This window comes from Bdellovibrio sp. HM001 (assembly GCF_055397275.1).
Genome location: NZ_AP029174.1, coordinates 557,300 through 573,860, shown reverse-complemented (window position 1 = coordinate 573,860; position 16,561 = coordinate 557,300). Strand labels below are relative to the sequence as shown.

Here is a 16,561-nt window from a genome sequence, read left to right as displayed (position 1 = left end):
GTAAATTTTAAATTGGTGATTAAATAAAAAAACCAGGACGAAAAAGGCGCCCTGGTTTTTTTATTTTTCAATTTGAGACAACTCTTAAAGAATCGAGAAGATGGTCGAGAAGCTCAAAGTTGTGGATTCCGCTTTCAAATCTTTCGGGTAGAAATTCAAGTAAGGTGCAAAGTAGATGTCGCGGCTGAAAGCATAACCCATGCCCAGGCGACCGCTCAGGGTTTTGTTCAAAAGATCCCATTCCCCATCACGGGCGCGTGGATTCCAGAAGTTCATCGCCACAGAAGTGTAAACGTTCATCTTGTCAGAAACATTGTACTTCACTTGCGGATAGAAACCCAGGTGATAACGGGAAGCCTTGCCGTCTTTCTTTTCGTATCCACGCTCATACAAGAAGACACTCAAGCCAGTATCCAGGCCTGCCGCGAAGCCGGAATTGCCCAGGTTGTAAACCAAAGAGTTATCATAGGACAAAGAAGCGTACTGACCCACATCACGGAAGTTTGGAACTGTTGTCCAAGAAGCCCCATAAGAGTTTCTGACTTGCAAATCGCCCAGACGAGAATTGCGGTCATAGCTGATGAACGGCGTTTTTACGTCCGTGCGCTCAACCCCGTGGAAGGGAGTCAAAGCGTTGATACCTGTTCCGGCACTGATCGCGCTTTTTGAATCCAAACGGTAACGGCCGCTGATGGAACCGCTCAAAGAAACCTGATTCACACCGATGGAACCATCCGGATTTGGCTGCATTTTGCTGGAAAGATCACCCACAGGAGGGCCGAAGTAAGAAAGAGAGAATTTCAGAGAGTAACGGGACAAGGAACCGGATTCAGCTTTGAGCTTTGAGTCTGTGATATCTTTGTCGTCCTCAAATTTTTTGTTCTTCAGAACATCACCCACAGAAGTGGATGTTTTTTGAGTTCCGGATTCCACAGAAGGAGTGGAAAGTGTGGTGGAAGAAGTCTGCGCATTGGCTGCCAAAGAAATCCCCACAATAAACCCGATCAAAAGCCCTTTAACCATGAAAACCCCCAAAAGTTTCGAGAGTTTGTACCTGCCCCGAGGACAAAAGAAAAGTCATGCTTTTGTTATGTAATGCGCCAAGTAGAATTTTCAATCACCCTGACGAAGCTTATAGAGGACTTGAGGCAGCATTTCGACCACATCCGAGGCCGTCATCGCCAAAAGGTCCTTTTTTTGCGCTTTCCAAAGATTCGCCGTGGCCCCGTGCACATAAGCCCCCAAAAGTGCCGCCCGGGTTGGAGACAATCCCTGAGCCCTCAGGGACGTGATAACTCCTGAAAGCACATCCCCGGTCCCTGATTTCGCCAAGGCGGCATTCCCCGTTGAGATTCCATAAACACGCCGCCCATTGGCCACCAAAGTACCATGCCCCTTTAAAAGCACCACGCACTGAAAAAGCTCTTGCGCCATCTTGATAAATTCATAGCGATGCGCAGAGATTTCCTCTGCCGAAACTCCCAGACAGCGGGACAATTCCCCCGTGTGAGGCGTGACGATCCAGGTACGAGGTAGCGGGAACAAGTTCTGTTCCGCACAAACCGTGATGGCATCGGCATCCAGAATGACATTTGAAATATTTCGTTCTTTCAGCTCACAAATAATCCGGGCCGTGAAAGAATTCACACCAAAACCCGGTCCGCATAAAATCGCATCGAACTTTTGCGTTTGCCATTGTTTCTTGGCTAGATCCAACAGAAGAAAATCCGGATTCTCCAGCGAGGACACGGAAATATTTTTCTGCGCCAGAATCACATAACCACTTCCCATGCGCAGAGCCCCGCGGGCGGCCAGAATTCCGGCCCCGGGATAGTCGGCACTTCCCGCTAGCAGCAGACTGCGTCCGCGCGTGGCTTTGTTATCCTTTGCGGAAACAGCAGGTAAAAGTTTCCTCGCAGATGATTTTTTCAGAATACGCACGGGATCGTTGGCTTTTTCCATAGGGATCAGTGTATAACCCGAAGTCATGATCGTAAAGACAGAAGCCGACCTGGAAGGTCTTAAAAAAATTGGAAAGATTGTCGCCAACTGCCTGCAATACATGGCGGGCAAGATCGAACCGGGCATGAGCACCAAAGAGCTCGATGACCTGGGTGGCAAATACCTGGAGCTTCATGGGGCCAAGTCCGGCCCCATGGCAGTTTACAACTTTCCCGGCTACAACTGCATCAGCCTGAATCACGAAGTGGCTCACGGCGTGCCTTCTGACACTAAGAAAATTCACAAAGGCGACCTGATCAACATTGACGTGTCTGCCGAGCTGGGTGGCTATTTTGCAGATAATGGTGGATCCTTCGTTGTCCCTCCGGGGAAAAAAGCCGATGAAGAACTTCTGAAAGTCACACGCCTTGCTTTGGAAACCGCCATCAAAGCGGTCAAAGCCGGTGAGCTGATCAACGTGATCGGCTACAATATCGAAAAAGTCGCCAAAGCCCACGGTTACAGCGTGATTGAAAATCTGGGCAGTCATGGTGTGGGTCGCAGCTTGCACGAAGAGCCGAAGTTCATTGCCGGTTACTACGACAAAGACGATCGTCGCAAACTTAAAGAAGGCCACGTCATCACGATTGAACCTTTTGTATCCACCGGCGCCCGCTTTGTCGATGAGGAGTCTGACAATTGGACTCTGGTGGCTGGCAAAAATCATCGCACAGCGCAGTTCGAACACACGATGGTGGTGTTAAAAGACCGTGCACTGATCGTCACGATTCCTGATCCTGTCTAAAAACATCAGGCCTTTCTTTGCGACAGGCCCTTCTAAAGTTCTAAGATTTCCTTTCAACCTTAGGAGACCTTATGAACATGTCGAACTCACTTCTTTTTGTTTCTCTGCTTCTTGCAAACACCGCGGTGTCAGCCGCCCCCACTCCGGCAGCGGGGCTTAAATTTGAAGCCACAATTTCCTTGGCCCTGGCAGAAGAGGCCGCTCGCGAGGCCGTCGCCAACTGCGCCACCAAAGGTTATCAGGTCGCTGCCACCGTCGTCGATAAGGCAGGCGACATCAAAACTCTCTTTCGTGCCGATGGGGCTGGTCCGCACACTGTTGATGCCAGTCGCCGGAAAGCCTACACAGCCGCCTCTGCCAAGAATGGCACCTCCGCAATGCTTGCAACATCTCAAAGCAATCCTGCCGCCCAAAATCTGGGGGACATTGACGGATTCCTTCTGCTCGGCGGGGGGCTTCCCATACGAGCTGGCAGTATCGTCATTGGTGCTATTGGTGTGGGTGGCGCTCCAGGCGGTCCTTTGGACGACCAGTGCGCTCAAGCTGGAATCGACAAAATCAAGGATCGAATAGGCAACTAGTCCACCAGATTCCGCTTGAAAAGAAGCTAGACACACTGCCTAAAGGCTTTCAGGGCGGAATAAAAGGTGAAAGGCTATGGATGTTTCATTTATCACGGAGGACCTTTATGAAAATGTTTTTTGCAATCGCTTCTTTGTTCGTCGCTTTCTCAGCTCACGCTTCGGACCGTAAAGTTGGAAATGTCATCGCAGTTGAAAGAGAAATCTCTGACCTTTACAACACTTGCTTGAAGGCTGTTGAAGGTCCTACGGACAAACCTCAGAGCTTCTTCTCTTGTGCGATTAAGTATGTAAAAGATGGCGAGATTCCTGTGAGCAAAGGTCGTCTGTTGAAATTGATGGATGAACGTTGCCAAGTTCACGGTGAAGCAGTGAACGGCGTTGTTTTCATCACTTTCTCTGGTCCTAAAGCTCCATCTTCTTTCGAAGCTTCCCGCGCCTGCCTGGAAAGAGCACTGAGCGATAAAGATTTCGCAAAAGTGATCGTTTACACTCTAGAGTAAGAGATCTTCACATATCGCCCGATTTTACGAGGAAGAAGTGCTCCACACTTCTTCCTTTTTTTATTCTCCCTCAACTGCAAATAAACGGCGTTTCAGAGGAGAAAGGCGAGATAAGTTATGCTTTTTGTGCGTCCTTTTGCTTGCTTGGTCTTAGCCCCCTAATTAAACTGATACGGTGACTTGAATATGTTTGCTGACAGTTCCAGGAGGTTTTATGGCAAAGCTTTTTTTAACAGAGATTCCCTCCCGCGAAGCTATCCAGGAAGAAGCTGGTGTTTTGTATCCCCAAGTGAATCCTGAAGCTTGGTATTCGCACATTCTGTTGCGCAAGATCACCACGGAATTTGAAATCAATCTGGATAAGTTCTTTTCTCAGTACAGCCTATCTTCCGGCCGTTTCACGCTGATGATTCTTTTGAATAAATACAGCGATGGTCTGATGCCATCCGAACTGGCGCAGATGGTGGGCGTAACCCAAGCCACGATTTCCGGTCTGATCAACAGCTTGGAAAAAGCCGGAATCGTGCAAAGAACCACGCACGAAAAAGACGGTCGGTCTTATGTGATTAAACTGACGGAAAAAGGAAAGGCACAAACTCAAACCATTCTTCCCGAGTACCAAACGCGCATCAACAACTTCTGGGCCGAATTCGCCTCTGATGAAAAAAACTCGATCAACGATTTCTTCATGCGTCTGATCAAACAGATGAAAGAGATCGGACAGAAATCCACCGAGTCCTAAAAAGAAAAAGCCCGCTGAGAAGCGGGCTTTTTCTTTTATCAATCCCTTACTTTTCAATCTTACAAGTCACCCGCCAAAGAGCAGCTGACGATTGTGTCGAGCGTATAACCAGAAGTATTCTGGAATGGACCGAAGTGATTGTAAGAGCGACCTACGGCCATGTGTGGGCTCACACAACGCTCTGCTGGAGCTTTCAAAGTGCCGTTGGATTTCACATTGTACGGATGCGTGTTCTTGGAACTTGTCGCATTCACTTGCACCGCAAAGCTGCCTGTCACTTTCGCCGCCGCACAGAAGGCGTTGAAAGTCTGCAGGGAGCTGCCAAGGATGCGGATCAATTCTGCTTGAGAGGCATTCGTTTTGATCGCGTTTCTTGGATACAACTGATTCCACTCACGGATACAAGCCTGGATATTCCCACCAGCATCTGGCGTGAACTGGAACAGACCGATATTCAAACGGGATTCTGCCGGTTGGTAAGGATCTTCATAGAAGTTCACACCTGCTGGGCGTCGATAGCCCGCTGGAGCATACTTAGCCGCCACATTTTTTGCTTTTTGTGTGTCCGCGGTCGTCAAAGACTCCATGTACGACAGACACATCATGAATTTAGACCAGAGCTTGGAAGCCTTCACATATCCTTCACGATTGCCGGACAACGCCTCACGACGATAGCCATTCATCAGATCTGCAAACGTGTTGATCTTTTTGATTGTCGCTGCCGAAGGAATGTTCTTACCGGACAAAGTTGTATTCAAAGTCGCTGAGGTCACATTACATAGTGGATGTGAAATCAAGCTGTTCGGCAGATAAGTGTTAACGTCTTTATTAAGATTGAAGTAAGACGCCACATAACCCAGTTGCGCCTTGGACGGCTGCATTTTCAGTTCAACTGCATAAGCGATGCGATCTGCGAAACGGTCTTTACCATCCAGTTGTGGATCGGCGCTGTCGGTCGCGTGACCTTCCTGTGCATTACGAACCGGCAAAAGCTCGCGGTAGTTTTTATAGTTGTTATCTACAACACCACCGACCGGATAAGAAACTTCGGTAAAGACATCAAAGTTTTCCGGAGTGATGGAGTCAGCGATCGCCGCGGGTTCACGACCCGGAGCTGGAGCCGGGGCTGGACCCGGTGCCGGTGTTGTTGGAGGCGTCGTCGGTGTCGTCGCTGGTGGCTTCGTGGAGCCGGAGTTGTTTCCCGAGTCGATCGGCTTTTTCGCCATCGCGAACGCCGCCGGAGAAATAAGGGTTGTCGTAACGATAAGGCCTAGCAAGATGTTGGTTGTGCTTTTTTGTGTTTTCATACCTCCTAGATCGGAGCTAGGTCGCGCGACTAAAGGCGTCCTAGACCATTTTGAGGTCCAGTTTTCAGGATCTTGGTAAAGTCGGGGAAAACTGAAAAATTATTGTTCAGCCATATCCACGACCATAGTCGATGAACCGGGTTTAAGAACTCCGCAGGGGCATCCGATAATATGAAAGTAACCAAACCTACAAAAGGGAGTCTCATTATGAGTCAAAAATATGATGTACCGAACCTCTATAATTTCCTGCTGCACACTCCAGAGGGCGGTCTCAGAAAAATGCTCGTGGATAACAAGCCTTTCACGGAAGCGCACTTCAATCTGATGATGAAGGTTGTTCGTGCCTGCAACGAAAGTCAGTTTACAGAGCATTTCGACAAACAGGATTTCCCAAAGGTAAAAATGGGTCCTGGCGATATCAAAATTAAAGAGAAGTTCTGGGCCGACTGCATGACCGTCTGGGATAACCGTGGACTTCTGACTCCGGCTGTGGCAACTAAGGCGGCATGATCGCGTATCTTGCCCCTGAAAAATTTCTGCCAGAACTTCTTGAAGAGCTTAAAGACGTAAAGTCGGTTCACGGGAATCTGGTACTCACTGATGGGCCCTTGCAGAATTCTGTCTGGGCCCAAAACATTTGGCTTGATGCCCAGATCATTCCGTTTGAATCCATTTCCCAAGCGGCCAAGGCATTAAAGAGCCTGGGAAAACTCTGGGCTTGTTATACCTTCGAAAATCATCGCCGCGCCCAACTGATTCAGGACCAGCTTCCGAAGTTGCGTCCGCGTGTTCTGGATTTCCTCAGCGAACTTCCTGAAGACAATCTGGGAGCCTGGACTTTGTTGGATAAAAACACGCTGCTGGCCTCCCCGACCACGAACTCCCGCTTTCCTTTAGGGGAAGTAAAATTCAACGAAGACAAAAAAACACCGCCGTCCCGGGCTTACCTGAAACTGTGGGAGCTTTTCACCGTCTATGGCATCCGTCCTGAACCAGGTCAGAAGGTCGTTGATTTCGGCAGTTGCCCCGGGGGATGGACGTGGGTGCTTCAACGTGTGGGCTGCGAAGTCATCAGTATCGACCGAGCTCCTTTGGAGCCTTCCATTGCGGCCCTGCCGGGTGTGAAGTTTATGAAGACCAATGCGTTCAATGTGAAGCCGGAAGATCTTGGCCGCATTGATTGGTTCTTCTCCGATATTATTTGTTACCCTGAAAAACTGCTGGAGCTGGTACAGACCTGGCAAGCTTCAGGACTTTGCTCAAACTTCGTTTGCACGATAAAATTCCAAGGTGAGACTGACTACAAGACACTGAAAAAGTTTTTGCAGATGGAAAACACCCGAATTCAGCATTTGCACCACAACAAGCACGAGGTCACGGTATGGATCAAACCACCTTCAAGCTGATAAGTCGCGCTGACGAAAAGGCGAAACTTTGGGATGATATGGCAAAAGCTCGTGGCGAGTTTTTGTGCAAGGGCACCGACGACTTGATCTGCAAACTGCGAGTGCAGCTGTTCAACTCCAAACTTCAGGCTTTGGAATGCACCTTTGAATCCCCGACACAAATGAAGGATCAGGAAGAATATCTGGGACACTTCTTTTTAGGCGGTGAAAAGTATTACTTCCAGGCCAAGGCGCAAGTTCAAAATGGCAAGGTGTTGATCCCGGTTCCACAGGAACTCTATCACCTGCAACGCCGCCAGAATTACCGAGTGCATATTCCGGATGGTTACCATGCGTTCTATAATATCATTCTGGTGAATCAGAAACCGCAGAAAATCACCGGACAACTGGCCGACCTCAGCGGACAGGGTTGCCGCGTGATCTATCGCCTGGATGCCCCACTGATGAAAGTCGGCGACCAGGTCACAGGTCATCTCTTGATTGGCAAACGAGCTCCGATCGAAGTTCAGGGCGTCGTCCGTCACATCAAGGTCGATGACAGCAATAAAGTCATCCAAACCTTCGGCATTGAGTTCACCCCGCTGCCTCCGATTCTGGAAAACAAACTCTTCGCAATCACTCTAGAAATCCACAAAGAAATCTTCCGCCGTTAAAAGGTGCCTGGTTGTTTTTTCTGGCTACTGCGCAGCAGACCCCACAAAAAACAAAAAAAACCAGCACAATCTCGCACTGGGGCTCACCTTAGTTACGACAATCCACGACTGATGCGTCGTAGCCAGAAAAAACAACCAGGCACCTTTTACTCCGATCCTAGGACTGTCGGGTCTTTTTTGCGGATCGATTCGTATTCCTGATCGAGTTGTTGTTGCAGCTGCTTCTTTTTTAGCTCGGCTTGTTTTTTCTGATCGGCCAGAGCTTTCTTGTTTTCTTCAAAGCGTTTGGAATAGTCGCGGTGAAGCTGGTTGAATTCATCGGTTTTAGAGCGAATGTAGTCGTCGAAGTTCTTACGTTTGTCGCGCATGTCGGCTTCGAAGGAATCACGCTTTTCTTTTTGATTTGCATAGAAATCTTTACGTTTGGATTCCAGATCATCATAGAATTCCCGGCGTTCGTCCGACGTCGCCTTTTTCTTGGCAAAAGCCTTCCTTTGATCTGCCAGTTCTTTCGTGAACTCATCGCGCTCTTTCTTCTGCTGCTTGCCGAACTGTTCACGGGCCTTGGTCATGTCTTTGTTAAAGGCACTGCGCTTTTTATTCACAATCGAACTAAATTGGTTGCGAACCTCGGATGGAGACCTGGAAAGATCTGACACCAGTCCGTCCATGAAGGCCTTTTCATCGTTTTCCTTGCGGACCTCTTCAGGAATGTTCTTGCGAAGAGCCTCCAAAGCCTCGCGGTCTGCTTTCAAAGAATAGTTTTCATCCACCAATGCCCCGCCGCCCGGACCTTCTGCTTCTGCCCTGGCTTCCAGGAAAGACAGCATCACGACCAAGACACAGAAAAGAAGAGTCAAAACAGACTTAAGTCTCAATGTATCTTGCGCCTTGGACCCTGCAAAAGAAGGTGCGAGTGGTAAACTCATGGTGTTCTCCTTACGAATGAATCTTTTTGAGAATAATTGGACTCTACTCAAAACACAACAGACCGATAAGGAACCTATGTTATACGGTAGAAGAGTCATCGAACCTCAACGCGTACCACACGGGCAACACCCGCGTCGCTTTATTCTGAATAAAGCCTTTCAGTACAAATACAGCTGGTACATGATCACAGCCGTCGCTGGCGGAGCGTTGCTGTTCCTGATTCCGGCCTTTTACTTTATTAATCAGAACTATGACCTGTTCAAAAGTCTGGCTTACGACACCTATCCAAGCCTGGTTCAGCACCTGGAACGCGAAACAACGTGGCTGCGCATTTTCCTGGCCGCCAGCTTTGTCTTCCTGATCGGCGTGACATTGTTCCTCAGTATCCGCATGACCAAAAATCTGCTGTCCCCTTTGGTCAGCATGGAAAAGCACATGCACCAATTGATGCTGGGTCAGTGGCATATCCCCGACTATCAAATCCCGGAAGAAGATGACTTCCGCGATCTTTCCATGACCTATGATTACTTCTATCGCGCCCTGAAAGCGAACACGGAAACCGAACTGAAACTTTTGGAAAAGCTCAGCATCGATCCGCAGAATCGCGAGGCCTATGCCGCCTGGAAGACTTTATTGTCTGAAAAACGCGCGCGCCTGGGTATTAAGGAAGAATTTATCCTTAGCGAGAACGTCGTAGAGATGAACGAATTTGATCAGAGACGTCGCGTTTCTTGATCGCCTCACGCTTGTCGTGAGTCTTTTTCCCCTTCACCAAAGCAATCTGAAGTTTCGCGCGCCCGTTTTTGAAGTAGATCTTCAACGGCACGCAGGAATAACCTTTTTCACGTAAAGCCCCGAAGATTTCATCGAGCTCTTTTCTATGCATCAAAAGCTTGCGATGTCTTTCCGGGACGTGATTGTTATAGCTGGACGCTTTGTATTCAGCGATGTGGGCATTTTGCAAATAGGCCTCATCCCCTTTGAAAGAGATGTAGGAATCCTTCAGCTGAACATCCTTGTTGCGCAGGGATTTCACCTCACTGCCCATAAGCTGCAAGCCCGCCTCGTAGGTTTCTACGATCGTGTAATCAAACCGGGCTTTTTTGTTCTCATGAACAATCAGGATGTTTTCACTCATTCTTCAAATCCAAAATGCTTGTATAGCTTTACGAACTGAGCCGGACTGAGCTCCTCAGCACGGGCGGTTTCTTTAAAGCCCAGTTCTGACAGCCAACCGATCAGCTGCTCTTCAGTTAGCTTCTTTTGACTTAAAATACCAGACAAATTTTTCTTCAGAAGCTTACGTCTTTGCGCAAAGGCCGACTTCACAAAACCCAGGAAAGCCTTGCGGTTTTTGACCTCAGACTCAATACGCTCAAAGGACAACACTCGGCTGGCCACCCGCGGAGGCGGCTGGAAGTCCCTGGGACCGGCTTCTGTCACGGTTTCAATTTTCCAGAAAGTTTGTGCAAAGACACTTAAAAGACCGTAAAGCTCAGCCCCCACGGAACCGCGTATCTTTTGGGCCACTTCCTTCTGGAACATCAGCACCATCGCTGCCACACCTTCGTTTTCCAGAGATCTTTCAACCACAATACTGGAAGAAATCTGATAAGGCAGGTTGCTGACAAAGACCACGCGTTTTCCGGTATAAAACTGCTTCCAATCCAGGCGAAGGGCATCTTCTTCAATGACCGGCATTCCCTCGTCGCGCCAGTAAGCCGCAATGGCATGATCCAGTTCAATCAACTGCAACGGCAAATTCAGTTCACGCAACAGATCCGTCAAAGCCCCCGGGCCCGGACCGACTTCGATCAGGGCTTCGGGCTCAAAAGCCTTCACCTGATTGATGATGCGCTCAATGACCGTGTCACTGACCAGAAAGTTCTGACCTAAAGATTTTTTGGCGGCAATGCCCATGGCTTCTTGCGCGCGTTGCAGACGTTCTCTGGAATTACTCATCTAAAATCCGTACCTAAAGGTTGAGGCGATGGCCCCAGATCCAAACTTGAAACTTCACCGCGGGCCATGCGCAAAGCCCCCACATAACCAATCATCGCGGCGTTATCAGTGCAATAACGAAGAGGCGGAATCACCAAAGTGTAACCTTTTTTGTCGGCCCATTCCTGAGCACGCTGACGCAAGCGCGAGTTCGCACTCACCCCGCCGGTTAAAATCACCCGCTTTGAGCGGAACACTTTGGCAGCGCGATCTAATTTTGCAATCAACACATCGACGATAGCTTCCTGGAAAGACGCACACAGATCCGGCAATCTTTCCTGAACCAGTTCAGGCCCCAACTGCTCGATCATGCGCTGACCCGAGGATTTGAGCCCCGAAAAGCTCATATCGAAAGTGTCATCATGGATCATACTGCGCGGGAATTCGAAAGCTTCGGGGTTGCCGGTTTTGGCCATTTGATCCACGCGGACTCCACCAGGGAACCCCAGACCCGCCATCTTGGCAAACTTATCGAAACATTCTCCGGCAGCATCATCCTTGGTGGCACCCAAAATGCGGTAATCGCCAAGGCCTTTGATTTGATACAAACTTGTGTGTCCACCACTGATCGCCAGCCCCACATACGGATAACCGAAGTCTTCCGGTGGAGCATACTTATCATCGCGCAGGAACGGCGCCAGCAAGTGACCTTCCAGATGATTCACACCCAAAAAAGGCAAATGTTTGGCTTGGGACAGCGACTTCGCCGTCACCAAGCCCACAATCAGGGCCCCGATCAAACCCGGACGATTGGTCACGGCGATCCCTTGAACGTCGGACCAGTTCATGTTGGCTTTTTTAAAGGCTTCTTCGATCAGCGGAATTAAGGCGATGGAGTGGTTTCGGGCGGCGATTTCAGGAACGATACCGCCATAGATTTCGTGATCCAGATCCTGAGAAGCGGCCACCACGGAGTGCACCCAGCCCGTGCGATCCACGATCGCCACAGAGGTGTCATCACAGCTTGTTTCAATGGCCAGAACTCTTTCAATCACGATATTACTTTTTTAAACCCTTCAAACGGATCTTAGCACGACGAGCCTCTTCTGACTTCGGAAACTTGCTGACCACCTCGTCATAAAAGGTTTTGGCTTCGTCTTTCATGCCCAATTCCTGGAAAGAGACCCCGATTTTGTAAGTCGCATCCGCAAACTTAGGACCTTTCGGATTTTCATCACGGTATTTTTGGAAGTTCAGGATGGACTGCTTCCAGTCTTTCTTATTGAAATGGTCCTGAGCCGCCTCATAAGGGTCTTTTTTCGCCTGTTTGGCCGCTTTTTCAGCCGCCTGGGCATTGGCCACGCGTTCGGCGCGCAAAGCATTGACTTCCGTGTTCAGCGCATAGATCTGCTTTTCCATGGTTGCGAGGGCTTCTTGCATAATGCTGACTTTGGTATTTAAGTCGACATTTTGCTGCTGAGAAGCCTTCAAAGCACTTTCCACACCGGAATGGCTTTGACCCAGCTTATTTTCAACCACATCCACGCGACCATTCAGTTCACGAATTTGCTCTTCAATCTCGGCCACACGTCCGGCGGCGTCGGCGTTGGTTTTTTGCAAAGTCACCACTTGCTGTTGCATCACCTGACGCTGTTGATTGTCGCGAACGTCGTTGCGAGTTTTCAAACAACCTGTCAAAAGCAAAGAGGCTGCCGCCACTGAGATAATTAACTTCATAGGATGTCTCCAGTTTTCTGACGGATCAGACGGGCTGAGTTTTCAGCCTTTTCCGCTGCCATACGGGCGCGGATGAATTGTTCTTTGGCTTTTCCGTAATCACGATCTTCGAAGTAAATGCGTCCCTTGCGATAGGCCTCTTCCGCCTGATGCCAGTATCCGGGAGAGTGTCGGGCCGCTTGAACAGAACGAGCCGCATCCAGTGCGGCTCGAGCGAGAGAATAGTCATCTATTGGAACTGGCGCAGTTTGACAGCCGACGATCACCGTAAAAAGTAGAACTCCGATGAAAAGTCTCTGTAATTTCACTCTGCGCCTTTCTAACTATTACTGAGCAGGTACGAAGTTCGCACGACGGTTTTTCGCCCATGCTGCTTCAGAGTCACCCATCTCAAGTGGTTTTTCTTTACCGTAGCTGATTGTGCTCAAACGCTCTGCCGGGATACCCAAAGATACCATGTAAGCCTTAACTGCGTTTGCACGTCTTTCACCCAACGCCACGTTGTACTCGATTGTACCACGATTATCACAGTGACCTTCGATTTGTACGCGTACAGAAGGATTTGCTTTCATCCACTCGACGTTAGTCGCGATGTCTTTTTTGGAAGAAGCATCCAGGCTGGATTTGTCATAACCGAAGTGAACAGTCACCAAACCAGCGATTTTACCAGAGTCAGAACCCATTGGGTCAAAGCTCAGTGGTGTGGAATCAATAGCCGTTTGATCGCCTGTAGGCATCGTTTGAATGTCCTGATCAGACTGAGTTTGTTTTCCTTTACAACCTGCTACGAAAGCGATGGCAACAAGACCAAGAGCCAATTTACGAACCATGATGTCCTCCTATGAAGTTCGAGTCGTTATCATTAACAGTAAAAACTTTAATTTATAGCAGCTCATTGTCAAACCTTAGATTTCCGAATTGATGTTGCGTTGCTGTACGGCTAAGAAATCATATGCAAAAAAGATCCTTTGTTTACGGGCTGGCGTCTCTTCTTATAACAACGTTCCTTTCGATATTCCAAGCTGAGGCGCAACTGGAAGTTCCGCCCGATCTGAAGTGGAAGACCCTGCACACCCCACATTTTGAAGTTATTTTTAATGCCGAGCAGCAGGACCTTGGGTATCTGTACGCCGAAAAATTAGAAAAAGCCTATGCAGAGCTGCGCTCCTACTTCCGCACACAGCCCGAAAAAACCGTCGTTGTCATCAACGACAAAACGGACATCACCAACGGTTACGCCACTCGCATCCCCTATCCGCACATCATGGCCTATCCGGTTTTGCCCGGCCCCGAAGAAAGCCTGGCCGACACGGGGGACTGGGCGTTTGAACTTCTGGCCCACGAATACACACACATCCTGACGTTTGAGCCGGCCAACGGAATCATGAAACCCTTGCGAGCTGTGTTCGGCACCATTATCGCTCCGAACATCCTGATGCCTCAGTGGTGGAAAGAAGGCGTGGCCGTGGAGATGGAAACCCGCCTGGGCCACCATGGACGTTTGCGTTCCTTGTACCAGGATGCCACGGTCCGGGCCATGGTGGATGCTCAGAACTTCTATGAATACGACATCGCCGAAGCCAATGAATCCATTTACACATGGCCTCAGGGGGCTCGTCCCTACTTATTCGGCTCTCTGATGTGGAGCCAGATGCTGGCCGATCATGGCAACGCCCTTGTCGCCGATCTGCACGAGGCCCAAGGTGGTCGCGTTCCTTACTTTATTGAAGGCCCTGCCCGCCAATACATGGGACGCAGTTACACCAGCCAATACGGTCACATGATGAAAGACACCGAACAGCGCGCTTTAGAACAACTTAAAACTTTGCGCGAAGTCAGCCCCACAGAAATCATTCTTCCGAAAAATAATTTTCAGTCCGTCAGCGCACCCGCCATCTCTCCGGACGGGAAGTACCTTGCGGTGATCACCGAAGATGATGGCAACTCGCGTGCAGTTCGCATCATCAGCAAAGAAAACCTGCAGCAAAGCTTCCTGGATGCCAAAGCCGCCAACACGGTGGAACGGTTTAACGAAGGCTTTATCCCGGCATCACAAAAAGACGGCCCACCCACCGGAAGCATCCAGCGCATCAGCTGGTTCCCGGATTCGCAAAAGCTGATCTATGACAAAATCGACTACACCAATCGCATCCAGCGTTATTCAGATCTGTTTGTCTATGATCTGGGTAACAAAAAAGCCCAGGCTCTGACCAAGGGGCTTCGCGCCCGGGAACCTGCAGTCTCTCCGTCCGGACAACGAGTGGCTTTTGTTAAACTCGACGGCAACCGCACGCATTTGGGAATACTGAAATTGAACGGAGAAAAAAATCCTCCGTCTGAAATCATCTTGTCCCCCAAAATGCAGGAGCGCATTTCCTATCCCACTTTCTGGGATGAAAACACTTTGATCTACTCCTTGCGCAAAGTGGACGGCAGCGAAAATCTTTATCGAATCAATTTGGATTCGCGTCAGCCTGAAATTCTGTTTGCCGACTACCCCAGTGCCCGCTTCGCCCGCAAAACCAGCGAAGGGCTTTTGTTTGCCTCGAGCAAAAACGGTGTGCTGAATCTTTACCTGGCAGATCTGAATCTGCAGAATGTCCGACCTGTTTCTCATACCTTGACCGCTCTTTTCACAGCGGATCTGGACCCGGTTAAAAAAGAAATCTTCACCACTCAGATGACCAGTCAGGGATTGCGCGTTTCCGCGATTCTTCCCGAAGAATGGCAGAAAACTCCGACCCTTCTACCGCAGGTTTCCTCGATGGTCGGCGATCGCTATGAGGCTGTTGAAAAAAATCCGAAGGCCGAGGCTGAAGCCCAAGCGGCGGTGGCTGAAGCCACCGTAGAGGACTATTCCCCCTACGGCTATCTGCTGCCTCGTTATTGGATTCCATTTATTTCCGGTTCTTCCAGTGAAACCGGCGTGGTGTTGCAGGCGCAAACGTCAGGATTTGATCCACTGAAGAAACACTCCTATGCCATCGCGGCCTCCTGGGATACGGCTCTTAACAAAGGCAGCCTGCTGGGCAGCTATCTGAATCAGACAACGTCGTTGCCTGTGTCCTTGCTCGCCTACAAACGCAGCTACTATCTGGGCACCACCGTCAACGAAATTGAAGACACGGGCACTCAACTCTCAGTCCTTCCCGACAGCCACTGGATGTCGATTTACACCAACTTGCAAGTCGGTTGGCAGTACCTCGAACGCACCAATGCGGTTCACACAACCGTCAAGCGCACGGGCCCTTTTGTCTATTTGAACTATGCCAATTACTCAGAGTCCGGCGCACAGATTTCTCCTGAATCCGGCGGCGGGGCCTATGTGGGTGCTTACAACTACATTGCTCAGGATGGCTATCTGAACCATTCGCAATTCCTTGCGGGTGGTGAAATCTATCTTTCACGCTATCTGCCCAAACATCACGCCATCATGTTACGAGCCAATGGAGCCCACATACCAGAAAAGGTGTCTTCGATCTACGGAGTGTCCACCGAGTCCATGGTGTTCGTTCCCGACAGCCCCCTGCCACAGTACATTCTGCGCGGATACAAGCGCGGGCAGCTGTTCGGCCGAAATCTGGTCACCATGAATGCGGAATATCGCCTGCCGCTAAAAGAAATCTACAGTGGCTCAGGCACGGACCCTCTGTTCCTGCGTCGAATCTATGGTGCGGTGATTGTGGATGGCGCAGCCGCGGACGGAGTTTTCATCAACGAAACCAAGCCCTCCGAAATCGTGTCCTTCGATAAGAAGCAGTTCTGGAGCTCCGGAATTGAGCTGAAATTGGAAACCACTTTGGGCTATGTCGTCCCCGTCACTTTGGTCGCTGGATACTATGTGGCTTTCCAAACCGAACAAGGTCCGGAAGGTGTTCTGGCAACAGCTCTGCAAATAACCGGCTTCTAAGTCGATATAGTGCGGTGAGCCAAACCGCTCCATCTTGACAAAGACACAGCCCCTCGAAATTATTGAAGATATCGACAACTAGCGGCGAGGATGCCGCTCTATGCT

General features: G+C 49.6%; 19 protein-coding genes. 9 read left to right on the top strand and 10 right to left on the bottom strand.

The genetic code is table 11. The annotated features are described in order from the left end of the window. Window positions 1-84: 84 nt before the first annotated feature. Together ACZ5ZZ_RS02825 and ACZ5ZZ_RS02820 are read right to left on the bottom strand one after the other, a co-directional pair. A complete protein-coding gene (locus ACZ5ZZ_RS02825) occupies window positions 85-1,023 on the bottom strand; it encodes a hypothetical protein (RefSeq protein ID WP_464120090.1) in 939 nt (312 codons plus the stop codon). Between the two features lie 90 nt (window positions 1,024-1,113). Continuing rightward, window positions 1,114-1,962, bottom strand: a complete 849-nt coding sequence (locus ACZ5ZZ_RS02820; protein ID WP_464141136.1) for an NAD(P)H-hydrate dehydratase — start codon at window positions 1,960-1,962, stop codon at window positions 1,114-1,116. 25 nt (window positions 1,963-1,987) lie between these two features. Between ACZ5ZZ_RS02820 and map the strand changes: the two genes are divergently transcribed. From map to ACZ5ZZ_RS02800, 4 genes are all read left to right on the top strand, one after another. Further along, window positions 1,988-2,746: a type I methionyl aminopeptidase gene (gene map, locus ACZ5ZZ_RS02815; RefSeq protein ID WP_464120088.1), complete on the top strand. Its 759-nt coding sequence runs from the start codon at window positions 1,988-1,990 to the stop codon at window positions 2,744-2,746. 77 nt (window positions 2,747-2,823) lie between these two features. Then, window positions 2,824-3,327 (top strand): GlcG/HbpS family heme-binding protein, encoded by a 504-nt coding sequence (locus tag ACZ5ZZ_RS02810; RefSeq protein ID WP_464135167.1) that lies wholly within the window; start codon window positions 2,824-2,826, stop codon window positions 3,325-3,327. 107 nt (window positions 3,328-3,434) lie between these two features. Further along, window positions 3,435-3,830: a hypothetical protein gene (locus ACZ5ZZ_RS02805; RefSeq protein ID WP_464120087.1), complete on the top strand. Its 396-nt coding sequence runs from the start codon at window positions 3,435-3,437 to the stop codon at window positions 3,828-3,830. A gap of 214 nt (window positions 3,831-4,044) precedes the next feature. Next, window positions 4,045-4,572 (top strand): MarR family winged helix-turn-helix transcriptional regulator, encoded by a 528-nt coding sequence (locus tag ACZ5ZZ_RS02800; RefSeq protein ID WP_464141134.1) that lies wholly within the window; start codon window positions 4,045-4,047, stop codon window positions 4,570-4,572. Window positions 4,573-4,631: 59 nt separating this feature from the next. Here the strand turns inward: ACZ5ZZ_RS02800 and ACZ5ZZ_RS02795 are convergent, their stop codons facing one another. Then, window positions 4,632-5,879, bottom strand: a complete 1,248-nt coding sequence (locus ACZ5ZZ_RS02795) for a hypothetical protein (RefSeq protein WP_464141132.1) — start codon at window positions 5,877-5,879, stop codon at window positions 4,632-4,634. 207 nt (window positions 5,880-6,086) lie between these two features. Between ACZ5ZZ_RS02795 and ACZ5ZZ_RS02790 the strand changes: the two genes are divergently transcribed. Genes ACZ5ZZ_RS02790 through ACZ5ZZ_RS02780 form a run of 3 tightly spaced genes read left to right on the top strand, consistent with a single transcriptional unit; the run spans window position 6,087 to window position 7,938 of the window. Beyond that, window positions 6,087-6,389, top strand: a complete 303-nt coding sequence (locus ACZ5ZZ_RS02790; RefSeq protein ID WP_464120084.1) for a hypothetical protein — start codon at window positions 6,087-6,089, stop codon at window positions 6,387-6,389. Next, window positions 6,386-7,285, top strand: coding sequence for an SAM-dependent methyltransferase (locus tag ACZ5ZZ_RS02785; protein WP_464120083.1), 900 nt, complete (start codon window positions 6,386-6,388; stop codon window positions 7,283-7,285). Before ACZ5ZZ_RS02790 ends, ACZ5ZZ_RS02785 begins: the two co-directional genes overlap by 4 nt. Next, on the top strand, window positions 7,261-7,938 hold the full coding sequence (locus ACZ5ZZ_RS02780) for a flagellar brake protein (RefSeq protein ID WP_464120082.1): 678 nt from the start codon (window positions 7,261-7,263) through the stop codon (window positions 7,936-7,938). The genes ACZ5ZZ_RS02785 and ACZ5ZZ_RS02780 overlap by 25 nt, the downstream gene beginning before the upstream one ends. A gap of 146 nt (window positions 7,939-8,084) precedes the next feature. Here the strand turns inward: ACZ5ZZ_RS02780 and ACZ5ZZ_RS02775 are convergent, their stop codons facing one another. Further along, window positions 8,085-8,867 (bottom strand): hypothetical protein, encoded by a 783-nt coding sequence (locus ACZ5ZZ_RS02775; RefSeq protein ID WP_464120081.1) that lies wholly within the window; start codon window positions 8,865-8,867, stop codon window positions 8,085-8,087. A 76-nt stretch (window positions 8,868-8,943) separates the two neighbouring features. Here ACZ5ZZ_RS02775 and ACZ5ZZ_RS02770 point away from each other — a divergent pair, with 76 nt between their 5' ends. Beyond that, entirely contained in the window at window positions 8,944-9,603 is a 660-nt protein-coding gene (locus ACZ5ZZ_RS02770) for a hypothetical protein (RefSeq protein WP_464141130.1), read from the top strand. Here the strand turns inward: ACZ5ZZ_RS02770 and smpB are convergent. Genes smpB through pal form a run of 6 tightly spaced genes read right to left on the bottom strand, consistent with a single transcriptional unit; the run spans window position 9,548 to window position 13,376 of the window. Beyond that, window positions 9,548-10,006 carry an SsrA-binding protein SmpB gene (gene smpB, locus ACZ5ZZ_RS02765; protein WP_464141128.1) on the bottom strand — a complete coding sequence of 153 codons (459 nt, stop codon included), beginning with the start codon at window positions 10,004-10,006 and terminating at the stop codon, window positions 9,548-9,550. The two genes, ACZ5ZZ_RS02770 and smpB, sit on opposite strands and share 56 nt — an antisense overlap. Next, window positions 10,003-10,830, bottom strand: coding sequence for a 16S rRNA (adenine(1518)-N(6)/adenine(1519)-N(6))-dimethyltransferase RsmA (rsmA, locus tag ACZ5ZZ_RS02760; protein ID WP_464141126.1), 828 nt, complete (start codon window positions 10,828-10,830; stop codon window positions 10,003-10,005). The genes smpB and rsmA overlap by 4 nt, the downstream gene beginning before the upstream one ends. Next, window positions 10,827-11,864: a tRNA (adenosine(37)-N6)-threonylcarbamoyltransferase complex transferase subunit TsaD gene (gene tsaD, locus ACZ5ZZ_RS02755; protein WP_464141124.1), complete on the bottom strand. Its 1,038-nt coding sequence runs from the start codon at window positions 11,862-11,864 to the stop codon at window positions 10,827-10,829. Before tsaD ends, rsmA begins: the two co-directional genes overlap by 4 nt. Window positions 11,865-11,868: 4 nt before the next feature. Next, window positions 11,869-12,546 (bottom strand): tetratricopeptide repeat protein, encoded by a 678-nt coding sequence (locus tag ACZ5ZZ_RS02750; protein ID WP_464120076.1) that lies wholly within the window; start codon window positions 12,544-12,546, stop codon window positions 11,869-11,871. Continuing rightward, window positions 12,543-12,854 carry a DUF4398 domain-containing protein gene (locus ACZ5ZZ_RS02745; RefSeq protein ID WP_347358989.1) on the bottom strand — a complete coding sequence of 104 codons (312 nt, stop codon included), beginning with the start codon at window positions 12,852-12,854 and terminating at the stop codon, window positions 12,543-12,545. The genes ACZ5ZZ_RS02750 and ACZ5ZZ_RS02745 overlap by 4 nt, the downstream gene beginning before the upstream one ends. Window positions 12,855-12,872: 18 nt before the next feature. Beyond that, a complete protein-coding gene (gene pal, locus ACZ5ZZ_RS02740) occupies window positions 12,873-13,376 on the bottom strand; it encodes a peptidoglycan-associated lipoprotein Pal (protein ID WP_464120075.1) in 504 nt (167 codons plus the stop codon). Window positions 13,377-13,498: 122 nt separating this feature from the next. Between pal and ACZ5ZZ_RS02735 the strand changes: the two genes are divergently transcribed. Further along, a complete protein-coding gene (locus ACZ5ZZ_RS02735) occupies window positions 13,499-16,456 on the top strand; it encodes a TolB family protein (protein ID WP_464141122.1) in 2,958 nt (985 codons plus the stop codon). Window positions 16,457-16,561 lie beyond the last annotated feature (105 nt).

Bases quoted from the DNA above. Each gene is read 5' to 3' on its own strand.
- ACZ5ZZ_RS02810 (WP_464135167.1), top strand. From the start codon at position 2,824: ATGTCGAACTCACTTCTTTTTGTTTCTCTGCTTCTTGCAAACACCGCG.
- ACZ5ZZ_RS02780 (WP_464120082.1), top strand. From the start codon at position 7,261: ATGGATCAAACCACCTTCAAGCTGATAAGTCGCGCTGACGAAAAGGCG.
- rsmA (WP_464141126.1), bottom strand. From the start codon at position 10,830: ATGAGTAATTCCAGAGAACGTCTGCAACGCGCGCAAGAAGCCATGGGC.
- ACZ5ZZ_RS02820 (WP_464141136.1), bottom strand. From the start codon at position 1,962: ATGGAAAAAGCCAACGATCCCGTGCGTATTCTGAAAAAATCATCTGCG.
- ACZ5ZZ_RS02795 (WP_464141132.1), bottom strand. From the start codon at position 5,879: ATGAAAACACAAAAAAGCACAACCAACATCTTGCTAGGCCTTATCGTT.
- ACZ5ZZ_RS02735 (WP_464141122.1), top strand. From the start codon at position 13,499: ATGCAAAAAAGATCCTTTGTTTACGGGCTGGCGTCTCTTCTTATAACA.
- map (WP_464120088.1), top strand. From the start codon at position 1,988: ATGATCGTAAAGACAGAAGCCGACCTGGAAGGTCTTAAAAAAATTGGA.
- ACZ5ZZ_RS02750 (WP_464120076.1), bottom strand. From the start codon at position 12,546: ATGAAGTTAATTATCTCAGTGGCGGCAGCCTCTTTGCTTTTGACAGGT.
- ACZ5ZZ_RS02785 (WP_464120083.1), top strand. From the start codon at position 6,386: ATGATCGCGTATCTTGCCCCTGAAAAATTTCTGCCAGAACTTCTTGAA.
- ACZ5ZZ_RS02800 (WP_464141134.1), top strand. From the start codon at position 4,045: ATGGCAAAGCTTTTTTTAACAGAGATTCCCTCCCGCGAAGCTATCCAG.
- ACZ5ZZ_RS02805 (WP_464120087.1), top strand. From the start codon at position 3,435: ATGAAAATGTTTTTTGCAATCGCTTCTTTGTTCGTCGCTTTCTCAGCT.
- ACZ5ZZ_RS02770 (WP_464141130.1), top strand. From the start codon at position 8,944: ATGTTATACGGTAGAAGAGTCATCGAACCTCAACGCGTACCACACGGG.
- ACZ5ZZ_RS02775 (WP_464120081.1), bottom strand. From the start codon at position 8,867: ATGAGTTTACCACTCGCACCTTCTTTTGCAGGGTCCAAGGCGCAAGAT.
- ACZ5ZZ_RS02790 (WP_464120084.1), top strand. From the start codon at position 6,087: ATGAGTCAAAAATATGATGTACCGAACCTCTATAATTTCCTGCTGCAC.
- ACZ5ZZ_RS02825 (WP_464120090.1), bottom strand. From the start codon at position 1,023: ATGGTTAAAGGGCTTTTGATCGGGTTTATTGTGGGGATTTCTTTGGCA.
- smpB (WP_464141128.1), bottom strand. From the start codon at position 10,006: ATGAGTGAAAACATCCTGATTGTTCATGAGAACAAAAAAGCCCGGTTT.
- pal (WP_464120075.1), bottom strand. From the start codon at position 13,376: ATGGTTCGTAAATTGGCTCTTGGTCTTGTTGCCATCGCTTTCGTAGCA.